Origin of the sequence: Arcicella rigui (assembly GCF_034929435.1) — a bacterium.
GTDB classification, from domain to species: domain Bacteria; phylum Bacteroidota; class Bacteroidia; order Cytophagales; family Spirosomataceae; genus Arcicella; species Arcicella rigui.
Genome location: NZ_JAYFUM010000011.1, coordinates 206059 through 220862, shown reverse-complemented (window position 1 = coordinate 220862; position 14804 = coordinate 206059). Strand labels below are relative to the sequence as shown.

Annotated in this window: 14 protein-coding genes and 1 rRNA gene; 7 read left to right on the top strand and 8 right to left on the bottom strand. The window is 34.9% G+C overall.

The genetic code is table 11. From position 1 onward, the window contains the following. Window position 1: 1 nt before the first annotated feature. Window positions 2-113: ribosomal RNA gene (rrf, locus tag VB248_RS11525) — 5S ribosomal RNA — on the top strand. A 152-nt stretch (window positions 114-265) separates the two neighbouring features. On the opposite strand, the gene VB248_RS11520 is transcribed toward rrf, so the two are convergent. Together VB248_RS11520 and VB248_RS11515 are read right to left on the bottom strand one after the other, a co-directional pair. After that, window positions 266-838 carry a YceI family protein gene (locus tag VB248_RS11520; protein ID WP_323296929.1) on the bottom strand — a complete coding sequence of 191 codons (573 nt, stop codon included), beginning with the start codon at window positions 836-838 and terminating at the stop codon, window positions 266-268. A 217-nt stretch (window positions 839-1055) separates the two neighbouring features. Further along, complete coding sequence (locus tag VB248_RS11515; protein WP_323296928.1) at window positions 1056-2348, bottom strand: MFS transporter; 1293 nt, start codon at window positions 2346-2348, stop codon at window positions 1056-1058. A gap of 248 nt (window positions 2349-2596) precedes the next feature. Here VB248_RS11515 and VB248_RS11510 point away from each other — a divergent pair, with 248 nt between their 5' ends. Further along, window positions 2597-3982 carry a BamA/TamA family outer membrane protein gene (locus tag VB248_RS11510; protein WP_323296927.1) on the top strand — a complete coding sequence of 462 codons (1386 nt, stop codon included), beginning with the start codon at window positions 2597-2599 and terminating at the stop codon, window positions 3980-3982. Window positions 3983-4139: 157 nt separating this feature from the next. Here VB248_RS11510 and VB248_RS11505 read toward each other — a convergent pair whose 3' ends face one another. After that, window positions 4140-4580: a LytR/AlgR family response regulator transcription factor gene (locus VB248_RS11505; RefSeq protein ID WP_323296926.1), complete on the bottom strand. Its 441-nt coding sequence runs from the start codon at window positions 4578-4580 to the stop codon at window positions 4140-4142. A gap of 113 nt (window positions 4581-4693) precedes the next feature. Next, complete coding sequence (locus tag VB248_RS11500; RefSeq protein ID WP_323296925.1) at window positions 4694-5392, bottom strand: response regulator transcription factor; 699 nt, start codon at window positions 5390-5392, stop codon at window positions 4694-4696. 179 nt (window positions 5393-5571) lie between these two features. Between VB248_RS11500 and VB248_RS11495 the strand changes: the two genes are divergently transcribed. After that, on the top strand, window positions 5572-6153 hold the full coding sequence (locus VB248_RS11495) for a hypothetical protein (RefSeq protein ID WP_323296924.1): 582 nt from the start codon (window positions 5572-5574) through the stop codon (window positions 6151-6153). 61 nt (window positions 6154-6214) lie between these two features. Here the strand turns inward: VB248_RS11495 and VB248_RS11490 are convergent, their stop codons facing one another. Both VB248_RS11490 and VB248_RS11485 read right to left on the bottom strand, forming a co-directional pair. Continuing rightward, entirely contained in the window at window positions 6215-7279 is a 1065-nt protein-coding gene (locus tag VB248_RS11490) for a branched-chain amino acid aminotransferase (RefSeq protein ID WP_323296923.1), read from the bottom strand. Between the two features lie 456 nt (window positions 7280-7735). Beyond that, entirely contained in the window at window positions 7736-8284 is a 549-nt protein-coding gene (locus tag VB248_RS11485) for a cob(I)yrinic acid a,c-diamide adenosyltransferase (protein ID WP_323296922.1), read from the bottom strand. Between the two features lie 290 nt (window positions 8285-8574). Here VB248_RS11485 and VB248_RS11480 point away from each other — a divergent pair, with 290 nt between their 5' ends. Both VB248_RS11480 and VB248_RS11475 read left to right on the top strand, forming a co-directional pair. After that, window positions 8575-9084, top strand: a complete 510-nt coding sequence (locus tag VB248_RS11480) for a DUF1648 domain-containing protein (protein ID WP_323296921.1) — start codon at window positions 8575-8577, stop codon at window positions 9082-9084. A gap of 17 nt (window positions 9085-9101) precedes the next feature. Continuing rightward, window positions 9102-10334 carry an S-adenosylmethionine:tRNA ribosyltransferase-isomerase gene (locus VB248_RS11475; protein WP_323296920.1) on the top strand — a complete coding sequence of 411 codons (1233 nt, stop codon included), beginning with the start codon at window positions 9102-9104 and terminating at the stop codon, window positions 10332-10334. 128 nt (window positions 10335-10462) lie between these two features. Here the strand turns inward: VB248_RS11475 and VB248_RS11470 are convergent, their stop codons facing one another. Then, window positions 10463-11737, bottom strand: a complete 1275-nt coding sequence (locus tag VB248_RS11470) for a replication-associated recombination protein A (RefSeq protein WP_323296919.1) — start codon at window positions 11735-11737, stop codon at window positions 10463-10465. 117 nt (window positions 11738-11854) lie between these two features. Here VB248_RS11470 and VB248_RS11465 point away from each other — a divergent pair, with 117 nt between their 5' ends. Next, on the top strand, window positions 11855-12997 hold the full coding sequence (locus tag VB248_RS11465; RefSeq protein WP_323296918.1) for a DEAD/DEAH box helicase: 1143 nt from the start codon (window positions 11855-11857) through the stop codon (window positions 12995-12997). Window positions 12998-13369: 372 nt separating this feature from the next. Here VB248_RS11465 and VB248_RS11460 read toward each other — a convergent pair whose 3' ends face one another. After that, window positions 13370-14137, bottom strand: a complete 768-nt coding sequence (locus VB248_RS11460) for a biotin--[acetyl-CoA-carboxylase] ligase (RefSeq protein ID WP_323296917.1) — start codon at window positions 14135-14137, stop codon at window positions 13370-13372. A gap of 113 nt (window positions 14138-14250) precedes the next feature. On the opposite strand from VB248_RS11460, the gene rsfS reads away from it, so the two are divergent. Then, window positions 14251-14637 carry a ribosome silencing factor gene (gene rsfS / locus VB248_RS11455; RefSeq protein ID WP_184137520.1) on the top strand — a complete coding sequence of 129 codons (387 nt, stop codon included), beginning with the start codon at window positions 14251-14253 and terminating at the stop codon, window positions 14635-14637. Window positions 14638-14804: the final 167 nt, after the last annotated feature.

Below are 14804 nucleotides of genomic sequence, written 5' to 3'. Positions count from 1 at the left end.
TTATGGGGTTGATAGGACTGGTGTTCACCTCTTCCCATCTCGAACAGAGAAGTTAAGCCCAGTGCCGTTGATGATACTGCAATCACATGCGGGAAAGTAGATAAACCCCAAAAATATTTAAACAGCCGTTGTTAGATAAACTATCAACGGCTGTTTGTTTTTAACACAACTCGCAATCTGTGTCAAAAGAAAATATCAAACCAAACCAAAAAAAAGGAGTACATCTTATAGAATGTACTCCTTTTTTTATTATGTTTTCAAGTCATTAATTTTTCTGAAATTCTCCAGTTGCACGAATAGAGATTTCATCTCCAACCATAATTGTTGCTAATTTTCCTCCGATTCCAAAATCACTTCTTTTAATGGTTGTAGTTGCTTTTATACCCAATTGCAGTTTTTTGTTATTTGGATTAGGATGAGCTGCTGGGCCATTCATCGTAACATCTAATGCAATTGGCTTTGTAATGCCCTTAATTGTTATATCTCCATTCATTTTGTACTTATTCCCGCTGATTTTAGTAAGTGAAGTACTTTTAAAGGTAATAGTTGGAAATTTTTCTACATTAAACATATCTTCACTTTTCAAATGATTATCTCTCATTTCAAGATCTGTATTGATACTTGGTGATTCGATAGTGATTTCAAAAACAGCATCAGATAAATCATCTTTTGTTGCTGTAATCTTACCATCAAACTTTTTAAAATAACCGTCAACTTCTGATATACCGTGATGTTCGGCAATGAAGGTGAATTTGGAATGTCCTTTGTCGATAGCCCACTGACCAAATGAAGCTACTGAAACCAATAAAAAGGCAAATAATAAAGTTACTTTTTGCATAATAATTGAATTTAGAATGGATTGTTTAATTGAAATATTTAGTTTTTATAATCTTATTCGATAGACTAAATTATCTATAAAGTAACAGGTATTATCATGTAAAAGCTTATTTTTTAGCTCAAGAGCAAAACTGGACTGATAATCGTAAAGTTTTATACAAAAAAAGTCCTATTCTAAATAGAAGAATAGGACTTTTTAAAAGTTTTAATAAAATGGATTAGTGTCCGCCAACTCCTGTTGGAATTTCCATGCCATCTTGTACTTTTCCAGATTTCATAAGCATTGTTGCACCAGAGGCAATTAGTAAAAATACTCCTGCAAATGTGATAGCTTTTCCTGGGTCATTGTCTAAAAAGTGTTCGAGTACATATCCAAAAGTTAAGTTTTGAATAATCATCGGAATCACAATCATCATATTGATAATTCCCATATAAACGCCATATCTCTCTTTGGGAATTTCCGAAATTACCATCAAGTAAGGTACGCCCATCATACTTGCCCATGCAATACCGAAACCTGTCATAGGAGCGAAGAGTAAATATTTATTTTCAATATGTGGGAAAATCAACAAACCAACTCCTGCAATGATTAAACAAAGTACATGCACCAATTTTGGTGAATACTTTTTGGCCAAACCCACTAAAGCAAATGCTGAAAGGAAAGTAGCAATGTTGTACCAACCATTTACCAAACCTGTCCAACCGACAGCTTCTTCGTAAAGCTGTTTGTCGGCGTTTGGAGTAGTATGCCAAACAGATTGAGCAATACTTTTTGAAGCATTTTGCCAATAACAAAAAAGGGCGTACCACTGAAACACATACACTAAAGCTAATTGCCACATTACTTTAGGCATATCTTTGATGGCTTCCATGATTTCTAAAAATGGAGAAAATATTCCGCCTTTGTGTTGACGAATCTGCTCTAATTCTTCGGCTGTTGGAGGAATTTCTGGCGTTTTAGACATCGACCAGAGTACTGAACTTATCGAACAAACTGAGCCTAAAAAGAAAGAACCAAATACCCAATAAGGAATATGTCCATGTTCGCCAGTAATAAATTTTTGAAATATAAAGAGCGAAATATTAGCCAAAGTAATACCTAAACCAGTAAAAAAGCTTTGTGATAAAAAGCCTGTTGCTTGTTGGTCGGCAGGGAGCTTATCGGCAATGAATGCTCGATACGGCTCCATTGCAGTATTGTTACCAGCATCTAAAATCCAAAGTAAGCCGGCAGCCATCCATAAAGAACTACTAAATGGATAAATAAAAAGTGCTAAACTGCAAAGTAACGCTCCTATAAAGAAGTAAGGTTTACGACGTCCCCAGCGTGGATGCCAAGTTCTGTCACTTAGTGTACCAATAATAGGTTGAACTAATAATCCTGTCATTGGACCTGCTAAATTTAATAGAGGTATTTCATCAGGACTTGCTCCCAAGAAATCATAAATTGGATTTATCGCACTTTGTTGCAAACCAAAACTATACTGAATGCCAAAAAATCCGACATTCATGTTTATGATTTGAGAGAAAGATAAACGGGGTTTGGTGATATTCATATATATTGTTTAAAAAATGGTTACTTTAATTTACAATAATACTAATTTATTCAGAATATTTTATACTTTTTGAAGCTAAGATTTTGCACGATTTTAAATTTTTATTGATTGAATTCTATCAGTGCAAAAATATGTACTTCTACCAGCATAACACTCAAATAAAGTCTGCGTTTTCTTTTAGAATTATTGCTTAACTTTGACGTATGCTATTGATTTCCTTTCTTCTATCCTTTCTCAATATTTCCTCGCAGTTTTCGCAGGCTGATACGTTTTTTGTTGTTCAAGAAATCAAAATTGTTGGTAACGAAAAAACAAAAGATAAGATTATTCTAAGAGAATTAGATTTTCTTGTTGGCGATTCGCTAAGTAAAAGCTTATTAAATGAGCGTTTGGAGCTTAACCGCAGGAAAATAATGAATACCAATTTATTTGTCCATGTAGAATTGAAGCCCATTTTTAACGAAAAAAATCAATTAAGTATAGAAATTCACTTACAAGAACAATGGTTTATTTTGGGCTATCCTTTATTTGTGCTGGCGGATAGAAATTTTTCGGAGTGGTGGAGTCGTGGACATGATTTTAGAAGAACGATTTATGGAATAGATTTAATCCATAGCAATTTTAATGGAAGGGGCGAACGCCTCTCTTTGCATTTAGAAGGAGGTTTTACTCAGCGGTTAGACTTTAGTTATCGAATTCCTTATATTGATAAAGCTCAGAAGACAGGGATTGGCATGAGTGTTTCTTATACAACCAATAAGAACGTTGCTTTTATGAGTTTAAATGATACTCTTTATTACCTCAGAAGTAAAAGTATCAATTTGCGAGAGCGTTTTGTAGGAAGTATTTACCTAAAAAAAAGATATGGTTTTTATAATTTTCATACGCTTGAACTGAAGTACAACAATATTTCGATTGCCGATACGATTCAAGTACTTAACCCTAATTATTTAGCAAATGGAAGTACTCGCCAAGTATATGGGCAATTGAGTTATTATTTCAATTATGATTTTCGAGATAATATTACTTATCCTTTGAAAGGCAAACGCTACGAAGTACTCATCAATAAATTGGGACTTTTGCCAAGTGATGATGTTCATCAATTAGAAGTAATCGGGGGATATTCACTGTATAAACCTTTGGCTAAAAAACTATTTTATAGTATGAATTTGGAAGGGAAAATTTCTTTTCCAGACCGTCAGCCTTATTATAATGTCAGAGGTTTGGGCTATGGTGGCGATTTAGTAAGAGGCTTTGAATTGTATGTGGTAGATGGTACAAAGTACTTTTATGCAAAAAATACGCTTCGATATGAATTGTTGAAAGAAAAAATTAGTGTGAAGTTTTTAAAACTGAAACAATTCAATCAAATCCCGATTGGTTTATACCCTAATATTTTTGCTGATTGGGCCTATGTTGAAAATCGTTTTGCTTCTGAAAATAAAAGTAATCTGGCAAATCGTAGGCTGTATGGCTTGGGTGTGGGTTTGGATGTGGTAACGTACTATAATTTGGTAGTTCGTTTCAACTATGCCATCAATAGTCTAAAAGAAAAACACTTTGTTTTTAATATGGCAAGAGAATTTTGAGATAGTCATAAAAGACAAAAGGAGACGTTAAAAACATCTCCCTGTGCAAATTAATAGTTCTACACCTATTATCTTAAATATCGCTATGGTTTTGGATTAAAAACGTGGGGCAAAAAATCACCCCCGTTTCATAAATACCTAACCACTAATTTCTTTTTTAATTTATGCCAAATTTACTAAAATATTTTTTAGTTTTTTCAACAAATTCCTTCTTCTTTCTTCGAGATATTGAAATTTTACTTCCATCTCTTAGTTGAACGAACATTTCTTCTCGTACATCAAACTGTGACAAGTAAGTTAAGTTTATCACGAATGACTTGTGTACACGTACAAACATTTCCGCATCTAATTTAGGCAAAAAAACTTTCATTGTACGTGAAACTAACAATTTTTTTCCATTATTAAGGTAAAACATAGTATAATTACTAATTGCTTCCAGATGACTAATGTCTTTCCAGTCAACCTCTATGTTTTTTTTACATGAGAGAGTAAGCAATACATTATGCTCAGTTGAGGTGGAGAAGTCTCTTCTAAAGCTGTAATCTCTGTTCGGATTAGCAAGTAAAAAAGAATTTATGTTTGAATATGGCCTTGCCATGATAGTATTTGTTTTGAGTTTAAGCTTCAATGAAATCTATAACATGGTTAGTTTCTGATGTAAAGATGGGGACAGAAATTTGCTTTGTCAATCACATGATTGTATGATATTACTCACACAATTCTTTCGTGAATAGCCTTTGCTACGGCTTCTGTTTGTGAATGAACGTGTAGTTTATCATAAATTTTCTTGATATGCGACCGAACAGTATCAATACTTATCCCACATTTATCAGCAATCATTTTATAACTATTCCCTTTTACTAAGAGATTTAAGATTTCTGTTTCTCTTTCCGTGAGTTTGTAGTCATTACTTTCGGTTATCCTTTGCTGAGCTGGAAGCATTTGTAAAACCTTACGAGCAATGCTTGAAGTCATGGGAGCTCCGCCATTGTGTGCATCTTGAATGGCTTCTAAAAGACGAAATGGCGGCGTTCTTTTTAGTAAGTACCCAACTGCCCCCGAACAGATAGCTTCAAAGATATTTTCGTTATCTTCAAAGACCGTAAACATCACCACATTTACCTTAGGAGCAATCTGTTTGATGATTTTTAGCCCTTTCAAGCCGTTGGCAACGGGCATATCAATATCCATTAATACGACGTCTGGCTTGAGTTCGATAATTTGTTTAGCTACTTGTTCGCAGTTTACAAAAGCACCGATTAGCTCAAAACCAATTGAGCCTCTTAGCAGTACACTGAGACTCTCCCGTAAATCAGGATTATCTTCATAAATCACTATTTTAATGGGCGACTGAGTCATGGGCTCAAGGGAATTTCTAAATTCGTTACTAAGACTAACGGCTATACTCATGGAATGAACTGGAAGCGACAAGTAATAAAGTTTGGGATTTGGGGATAATATTACAAAAAAATATGAATATACGGTATCACATGATATAGTGATACCCTTGTGGGCTAAAAGCTAAAAATGCTGACTTCTCGAAAAGTTTTTTGTATTTTTGTATCAAATCCATACAAAAAATTGATTCCGTGAAAATATCTAATCTTTACTTTTTAATAATATGCTTGTTTTTTGTTGCTTGTCAGGATAAAAAACAAGAGTCCTCAGAGGAGAAACCAAGTGCAGTTGAAGCCCCTAAAGAAGAAGTGGAAAAGCTTCCAGTTGATGAATACAGTCAGATTTTCATTGCCATTATGAAAACAGATAAAGGAATGGCTCGTGGACTGAAAATTGGTGATAATATTGATACAATTAATGAAACGGCTGATATTGCAGAGTCACAAGTTGAGAATGGGAAAAGTTATACAAGTAACTTCGATGATATGGGAGCTAACTTTGTAGATATAGAATATGTAGCTAATGATGAGAGAAAAATAACTTCTATTGTTTTAGATGTTTATCTTGAAAATGAAAGTTCTGTGGATAGTCTCTTTAATGAATTTAATCTATATTTTAAAAAGAAATATGGACAAGGTAAAGCTCAGAACAAAGAAATTACTTGGAACTTGACAGACGGAGGAAATCAATTATTACTTCAAAATGTAAGTAAGGAGAAAGACCCGGGTTTGAAAATTGTTTTTTCAAAAAAAGGAGATAAATTAGCTTTATAATTCAAATAAAAAGCCTTTGGTTTACTCCAAAGGCTTTTTATTTGAATTAAGAAAAACAAAACTATATCTTCATTACCCATCCACGAGTGTCAGCTTTTTTACCAAGACGGATGTCGTTGATTTCTGTGAATACTCTTTTTGAGAATGCCTCTTCTGTACGTTCAGGAAGTTGATAATCAACGCCTTCGTAGCCGATAGTAGAGATAGGAGCAATCACAGCGGCTGTACCTGCACCAAATGCTTCGGTTACTTTTCCTGATTGAATACCTTCTACTAATTCTTTTACAGAAAGTTGTCTTTCTTGAATTTCCATTCCCCACTCTTTAGCTACTTGTAAAACAGATTTACGAGTGATACCGTCAAGGATAGTATCGCCAGTAGGTGCTGTTACCAAAGCTCCGTCGATAACGAACAAAAGATTCATTGTTCCTGCTTCTTCTACGAAAGTATGCGTAGCAGCATCTGTCCAAATAATTTGGTCGTAGCCAGCATCCGTAGCTAATTTAGTTGGATACAAAGAACCACCATAATTTCCAGCGTTTTTAGAGAAACCAACACCACCATGTGCCGCACGAATATATTGTGTTTCAACACGTACACGAAGTGGCTTAGAATAATAAGCACCCACTGGACAGTTGAAAATCATAAATTTATAAGTCTTAGATGGACTAACACCTACATATTCATCCGTAGAAAACATAAACGGACGAATATACATTGAACAGCCTTCTTTTGCAGGAATCCATTCAGCATCTAAACGTAAAAGTTGAGAAAGCCCTTCCATGAAAATATCTTCTGGAATTTCAGGAATACACATACGAACAGCCGACTTATTCAGACGTTTCCAGTTTTCTTCTGGGCGGAAGACTAAAATTTCACCTTCTGCATTTTTATAAGCTTTCATTCCTTCAAAAATGGCTTGTCCATAGTGGAGAGACATCATTGCTGGCGAATATGAAATTGGCCCATAAGGTAAAATTTGAGGTGTTTGCCACTCTCCATCTTTATAATCAACCATCAACATGTGGTCGGCAAAAGAACGTCCAAAAACAAGGTTGTCAAAGTCAACCGTATCAATCCTCGATTTCTCAATCTGGTGGATATCAATCTGCAAAGTATCTGTCATAATTATATACTATTATTCTGTTATTCTCTAATTTTTAGTTTGTAGCTGTGAGCTTTGAGCCGTGAGCTACGAGCTTTCAGCTTTCGGAAATCGGGCTTTAGCTGTGAGTATTGAGCTATGAGCTTTCAGCAATCGGTTAAGATTTTTTAATACTTTAGTTGTCAAGTCTTCATTCTAAAATCTTGTCTCTTGAATCTCAAATTCTTAAAGTCTTTCATCTTGAATCTTGTCTTTTGAATCTCAAATTCCTAAAGTTTTTCATCTTGAATCTTGTCTTTTGAATCTCAAATTCCTAAAGTTTTTCATCTTGAATCTTGTTTCTTGAATCTCAAATTCCTAAAGTTTTTCATCTTGAATCTTGTTTCTTGAATCTCAAATTCCTAAAGTCTTTCGTCTTGAATCTTGTCTCTTATATCTTCGAGTCCTAAAGTCCTAAAGTCTCAAAATCCCCAAAACTCAAACCCTCGGTTTCCAAGCAATTTCTTCAATTTCCAATTCTTTTGCCATCATTCTACACAAAACAAAAATGTAGTCAGAAAGGCGATTCAAGTATCGAATAATTAACTCATTTACTTCAGATTCTTCAGAAAGGCGAATGACAATCCTTTCGGCTCTTCGACAAACCGTTCTGGCAAGATGAGCAAAAGACACTGATTGATGACCACCCGGTAATATAAAAAAACGCATTGGCTCTAAAAGTGCGTCCATACTGTCCATTTCTTTTTCAAGCAATTCAATATCACTTTCGTGCAAATCTGGAATCCGTTTTTTAGTCTGTTCGGGTTCAGAGGCTAAAATTGAACCAATGGTAAATAATCTATCTTGAATTTCTTTTAAAATATCTTTTCTATGTTCATTTACTTTCTGGTCACGAACCAAACCTATATATGAATTTAATTCATCCACAGTCCCGTAAGCCTCAATACGAAGTTCAGTTTTTGAAACTCTCGTACCACCAACAAGCGAAGTTGTACCTTTGTCGCCAGTTTTAGTGTATATTTTCATAATTTCATTGATATTTAGGTCATTAATGCCCTGAAATCGTTCAGTTTACAAAGCTAATTTTTTTTGAGAAGTTTTACTCAATAAACATGAAAAAAATAATTGTCATAACAAGTATTTTTTTGAAAAACTACAAACAAAACGACACACATTTGATTATAGATATGTCAAACTTATGAAGCACAAAGCCCTTGGCTTTCAACTTGAAGCTATTTTATTCTTGATTAATCGAATGTTTCATTAGAAATCCTGCTTTTTGTAGCGTAATTTTGCACCCTGAAACAACAAAAGCAATGAGTATAGAATTTTTTATTTCAAGAACTTGGCGTTACTTGTCAATATTAGCCTTCGTAATTATCCTATTATTCACTTATCGTGGTTTACCCGACCCAACAGCAGTACATTTCGGACCGAATGGTAGAGGCGATGGTTTTTTACCCAAAAACGAAGTTTTTTACCTTTTTGCGGCGGTAATGTTTACGTTCAACATCCTCTCGATGTTACTTGCTAATAGCGTAAAACGTCTTCCTGTGAATGCTTTTCAGTGGATTCCGAATAAAAAATGGTTACAGGCTGGCAATCAATTAAACGTAGCAATAGTCAATTGGATTAATTTTTTACCTGCTATCGTAAACTCCTTTTTGGTACTTTGTCTAAGAGCTTTGTTGACTTTAAACGACGAACGTAGTTTCCAAACAGATTATACTTATTTATTAGTAGTAGGAATTGTAGTGATAATGATTTGGCTTTTTTACTTGCCAATAAAATTATTATACACTCATCCAACAGTTGAAGAAGACTAAACAACTTATAAAGTTTGATGAATATTCAAGAGTTAAAACTTACTGACTATACATATCATTTGCCAGACGAGCGAATTGCCAAATTCCCTTTAGAAAAGCGTGACGAATCTAAACTACAAGTATATCAGCAAGGGAAAATAAGTCATACGGTTTTTCATAAAATCAATGAGTATTTGCCTAAAAATACTTTGTTGGTTTTTAATAATACCAAAGTAATTCCTGCCAGAATACATTTTCAAAAATCTACTGGGTCAGTCATTCAAATTTTCCTTTTGCATCCTGTTGCCCCTACTTCGGTCATTAATTTGGCGATGGAAGTAAACGATACTTGTGTTTGGGAATGTATGATTGGTAACCGAAAGCGTTGGAAAAAAGAGGATATTTTATCGAAAACTCTAACGATTTCAGGTGAAAAAGTAGCAATAAAAGCCAGTATTTTTGATTTTGAGAGTAATCAAGTACAACTTTCTTGGCAAGTAATTTCTGAAAATGCTGGAAATTTCACACCCAAATTTGTGGATATTATTCAAGCTTTGGGTGAAATTCCTTTGCCTCCTTACTTGAATCGTGAAGCCGAAGAGGCTGATTATGAAACCTACCAAACCGTTTACAGCGAGAAAAAAGGAGCAGTTGCAGCCCCAACGGCAGGCTTGCATTTTACGGATGAAGTACTGCAAAACCTTTCAAATCAAGGAATTAAAGAAGAATTTATTACACTTCATGTGGGAGCTGGCACATTTCAGCCCATCAAAGTTGAAAATATTATAGAACACAGAATGCACAACGAGCAAATTGTGTTCACAAAAAAGAATATTGAAGTTTTACTCGAAAATATCGGAAATGTCATTCCTGTTGGTACAACTTCGATGCGAGCTTTGGAGAGTTTGTATTGGTATGGCGTAAAACTGACGAAGGATTTTTCAAGTACTTTTTTTATCGGAAAATTAGACCCTTATCAAAGTCCAGCCGAATCTTTACCAAGTACGGAACTTGCCTTGAAAACGATTTTAGCAAAAATGGAAGCCTCTGGTGAAACTGAAATTACGGGTGAAACTGAAATTTTTATTTTTCCAGGTTATCAATTTAAAATCTGCAAGGGCATCATTACCAATTATCACCAGCCAGAAAGTACTTTGATTTTACTCATCGCAGCACTCATTGGCGAAGATTGGCGAAAAGTGTATGCCGAAGCGATGGCAAACGATTATCGTTTCTTGAGTTATGGTGATTCTTCTTTATTATTGCCCTAAGTATGAGTGCAGAATTGTGAGTGCTGAGTTGTGAATTCAAAATACTGAATTTAACCTATTACAGTATTTGTCTATTGAGCAATGATTTGATATTCAGATGTTTAAGATGACAATTCAGCATTCAACACTTAATAGTCATACTCTTCGCCCCAATCTTGACGAAGTTTTTGTTTGATTTTTTCTTCAGCAGGATTCTGTTGTGGCTCAAAAAACTTAGTATTTTTTACTTCTTCTGGTAAAAATTGCTGTTTTACAAAATTGCCTTCGTAGTTGTGGGCGTACTTGTAGTTTTTGCCATAATCTAATTGCTTCATCAGTTTGGTTGGAGCGTTTCTAAGATGTAAAGGAACGGGTAAATTTCCCGTTTCACGCACCATCGCCAAAGCTTGGTCAATTGCCAAATAAGCAGAATTACTTTTAGCAGAAGTAGCCAAATAAATCACCGTTTGCGAAAGTACAATGCGAGCTTCGGGCATTCCTACGGCACGAATCGTTTGGAAACAAGTATTTGCCATTAATAGAGCATTTGGGTTTGCCAAGCCAATATCTTCTGACGCTAAAATCATTAATCTTCTTCCAATAAACTCAATGTCTTCGCCACCTTCTAACATTCGGGCGAGCCAATAAACGGCAGCGTTTGGGTCGGAACCACGAATGGATTTAATAAAAGCCGAGATAATATCGTAATGCTGTTCGCCGTCTTTGTCGTAAAGTGCAATATTTTGTTGAAGTTTTTCTACCACCATTTCGTTGGTAATTTCCAAACCTTCGCCAGCAGGAATAAAATTGCTGACGAGTTCCAAAATATTGTATAATTTTCGTCCATCGCCACCCGAAAACTGCAAAATAGCTTCGTACTCTTTTACGACGATTCCACGATTTTTCAAGAAAATATCTTTCTCTAAAGCCTGATTGATTAAGTAAATCAATTCTTCTTTTACCAAAGGCTTCAACACATAAACCTGACAGCGGGAAAGTAAAGCAGAAATTACTTCAAAAGAAGGGTTTTCGGTTGTAGCTCCAATCAAAGTAATAATTCCTTTTTCAACTGCACCGAGGAGTGAATCTTGCTGAGATTTTGAAAAACGATGAATTTCATCAATGAACAAAATAGGAGAGGGCGTATCAAAAAACTTTTGTTTTTTCGCCATTTCAATTGTCTCACGAATGTCTTTTACTCCCGCACTTATGGCAGAAAGTACATGAAACGGACGTTTCAATGTCTGAGCCACAATACTTGCCAAAGTAGTTTTCCCAACGCCCGGAGGCCCCCACAAAATAAAAGAAGGAATTCTGCCAGATTCTACGGCACGACGCAAAACGGCTTTTTCTCCTACTAAATGTTGTTGCCCGACGTACTCATCAAGCGTTTGTGGACGCATTCGTTCGGCTAATGGTTGCATAATTGTATCGTTTATTCAAAAGCAAATATACATTCATTTCAGGACGCTTCTGCAATGCAAAGCTTTGTGGAAAAGAAATCTTATCTTTGTAAGATATTTTCATTCAAAAATAATTACATGACTTTCGCATCACTTGGTTTATCAGAATCTCTTTTAAGAGGCATTACAGCACAAAATTATTCAGAACCTTTCCCGATTCAGCAACAAGCTATTCCTGCAATTTTGGCTGGAAAAGATATTCAAGGAATTGCTCAAACGGGTTCTGGGAAAACAGCAAGTTTTGTGTTGCCGATTTTAGAAATGTTTCAGCGTAAAAGTCCGACAAGAAATTTACACTTGAAAGTACTGATTTTAGTGCCAACCCGTGAATTAGCGATTCAGATTAAAGAAGTAATAGAATCTTTTGCGATTCACTTAAAAAATCCTGTGAAAACAATTGCCGTTTTTGGTGGAGTACCGCTGAATCAGCAAATGGTGACGCTCAAGAATACCGAAATATTAGTAGCTACGCCTGGGCGTTTATTAGATTTGGTTTCGACGCAATCCATCAATTTAGCCAGAATTGAAACTTTGGTATTAGACGAAGCCGACAAAATGTTGGATTTGGGTTTTAAAGAAGAAGCCAACAGTATTTTTAAATTATTGCCAAAGAAGCGTCAGAATATTTTGTTTTCGGCAACATTGGATACTGATTTAGAAACAATCAAAGAAGCATTATTGAGCGAACCTGTGAAAATTGAAATTGAGCCAGAAGTTCAAAATCTCGACCAAATTAATCAAATCGCTTATGCGGTAAGTCCTGAAAGAAAAGGCCCATTTTTACGATATTTAATCAAAACGCAGGCAATGCAACAAGTATTGATTTTTGTATCTGCCGTAAGAACTGCCGATAATTTGGTGGATAAATTGAAAAAAAATGGCATCAATGCCGCCGCCATTCATAGCAAAAAAACACAAGGAGCAAGAACAGAAGCTTTAAGAAGTTTCAAAGCTGGGAAAGTAAATGTTTTAGTAGCTACGGATTTGGCTTCTCGTGGTATTGATATTCAGTTTTTACCAGTGGTGATAAATTATGAATTACCACGTTCGCCCAAAGATTATGTTCATAGAATAGGAAGAACAGGACGTGCTACAAACTCAGGCGATGCCATTTCATTGATTTGTCCAGAAGACCAACATCATTTTCATATCATCCAAAAAAAGATGAAAAGGAAAGTAGAAATACTCAATACCGATGAACTCAACTTGGCAAAGTATTAAGTATGAAAATCCTTAGTTAAACCCCAATTATTCAACAAGTAATTTACTCGAATAAGCATCTTAAAGCGTTTGTTACTTGTTGAATAATCTAATTGAGGTTCAGGAGTTTGTAGAGTACTTAGCAAAGTGCTTATTTGTAAAAAAATATTTTTACAAATATATGGTTATTTTAAGATTTTAATTATATTTGATAGACCAATTTGTAAAAAGCTTTACAAATTGATAGTAAAAACCCACTAACCACAAAACTTTATATTCCATGAAACTTCAATCTGTGCTTCGTTATTTGTTCATTTGTACATTGGTTGTTCTTTTAGGTTACGTATTTTTTAAAAGCTTTGATTCTTTCGCACACAATATCATCAGAAAGCCTTAGATGATAAATTCTATTTCTTTAAAGCCATAATACTCCACTAAGCCAGCGGATTCGATACCCAGTTGCCCGTGGTCGTCGATACCTATAATTTTCCCGAGAAATATATCTCCATTTTTTCTAAAGTAATGTTCCTCGTCGATTCTAAAAAGATTCGATAAGTATCTATTTTTTAGCAAATCATAATGCCCTTCTTTGATAGCTAAATAGTTTTTCTCTATGTTTTCTAATACTTTTGTAAGCATTACAGAAAGGTCATATTGTAAAGGATTTTTAGTGATATTTTTTAGCGAAGTAGCATTCGGAATCGGGAATTCAGATTGGTTGATATTTAGTCCAATACCAATAACAGAGTAAGCGATATGATAACCTTGTAAAGTGTTTTCGATGAGAATGCCACCCATTTTTTGGTTTTGAAAATATATATCATTCGACCATTTTACACGAAGGTCTTCGTCTATAAATTCGCTAAGACAATCCAATACGCCAAGAGAAACTGCAACATTGAGCTGAAACTGTTCGTTAGCCTTTAGGAACTGTGGTTTAAGAATGAGCGAGAAAGTCAGATTTTCACCGATAGAAGTTTTCCAAACGTTACCTCTTTGTCCACGACCAGCCGTTTGGTGGTCTGTAATAATGACCATTCCTTCAAAAAGCTTTTTCTCAGACTGAATTATTTCAGCCGCTATGTCGTTAGTAGAATGACACACTGGCAGGTATTTAATTGTTTTGCCAGTAAATAATGTATTGGGTTGAATTTTGTACAAGGTTATTTTGTAATTTTAAAGTTCAAATTATTTATTGTGTTATTAAGTGATGAAGTTATGAGAATTTCTCTAAACATTTTGATAAACACTTGTGAATTTACAAACAACAAAGCATGACAGAAGTTAAATTAAAAAAAGAAATTAGTTCACAAGAACTTAGCCAATTGGTGGTGAAAGGGATGCAGGAAAGAAAGGCAACCAATATAGTAGTGATGGATTTACGTAAGGTAAAAAACGCTTTTACAGACTTTTTTGTGGTTTGTTCTGGAAATTCAGATACTCAGATTGATGCTATTTCGGAATCAGTTGATAAAGAAGTATGGGAAGTAACTCGTACTAATCCACGCAGTATGGAAGGAAAAGCCAACCGTGAATGGATATTGGTAGATTATTACGACGTGGTGGTGCACGTATTCAAAAAAGACCGCCGTGAGTTTTACAAATTAGAAGAACTTTGGGGAGATGCAGAATTTACTTATATCGACGACGATGCCGTTTAAAAGGAAATAAATCCTTTTATAAGAATATCGTACCACTTTATCATGTAAAATTCAAGTAAGAAACAAAGTCATTGTTCGTTGTGTTTTCAGTACAGATAATCAAAGTTTACAATCTATCTTCATCTTCTCCGCATCATTTCCGCATTTGTGTTGCTGATTGGGGTAAA

Coding starts and splice junctions, on each gene's coding strand:
- VB248_RS11520 (WP_323296929.1), bottom strand. CDS start 838: ATGCAAAAAGTAACTTTATTATTTGCCTTTTTATTGGTTTCAGTAGCT.
- VB248_RS11515 (WP_323296928.1), bottom strand. CDS start 2,348: ATGAATGTCGGATTTTTTGGCATTCAGTATAGTTTTGGTTTGCAACAA.
- VB248_RS11510 (WP_323296927.1), top strand. CDS start 2,597: ATGCTATTGATTTCCTTTCTTCTATCCTTTCTCAATATTTCCTCGCAG.
- VB248_RS11505 (WP_323296926.1), bottom strand. CDS start 4,580: ATGGCAAGGCCATATTCAAACATAAATTCTTTTTTACTTGCTAATCCG.
- VB248_RS11500 (WP_323296925.1), bottom strand. CDS start 5,392: ATGAGTATAGCCGTTAGTCTTAGTAACGAATTTAGAAATTCCCTTGAG.
- VB248_RS11490 (WP_323296923.1), bottom strand. CDS start 7,279: ATGACAGATACTTTGCAGATTGATATCCACCAGATTGAGAAATCGAGG.
- VB248_RS11485 (WP_323296922.1), bottom strand. CDS start 8,284: ATGAAAATATACACTAAAACTGGCGACAAAGGTACAACTTCGCTTGTT.
- VB248_RS11480 (WP_323296921.1), top strand. CDS start 8,575: ATGAGTATAGAATTTTTTATTTCAAGAACTTGGCGTTACTTGTCAATA.
- VB248_RS11475 (WP_323296920.1), top strand. CDS start 9,102: ATGAATATTCAAGAGTTAAAACTTACTGACTATACATATCATTTGCCA.
- VB248_RS11470 (WP_323296919.1), bottom strand. CDS start 11,737: ATGCAACCATTAGCCGAACGAATGCGTCCACAAACGCTTGATGAGTAC.
- VB248_RS11465 (WP_323296918.1), top strand. CDS start 11,855: ATGACTTTCGCATCACTTGGTTTATCAGAATCTCTTTTAAGAGGCATT.
- rsfS (WP_184137520.1), top strand. CDS start 14,251: ATGACAGAAGTTAAATTAAAAAAAGAAATTAGTTCACAAGAACTTAGC.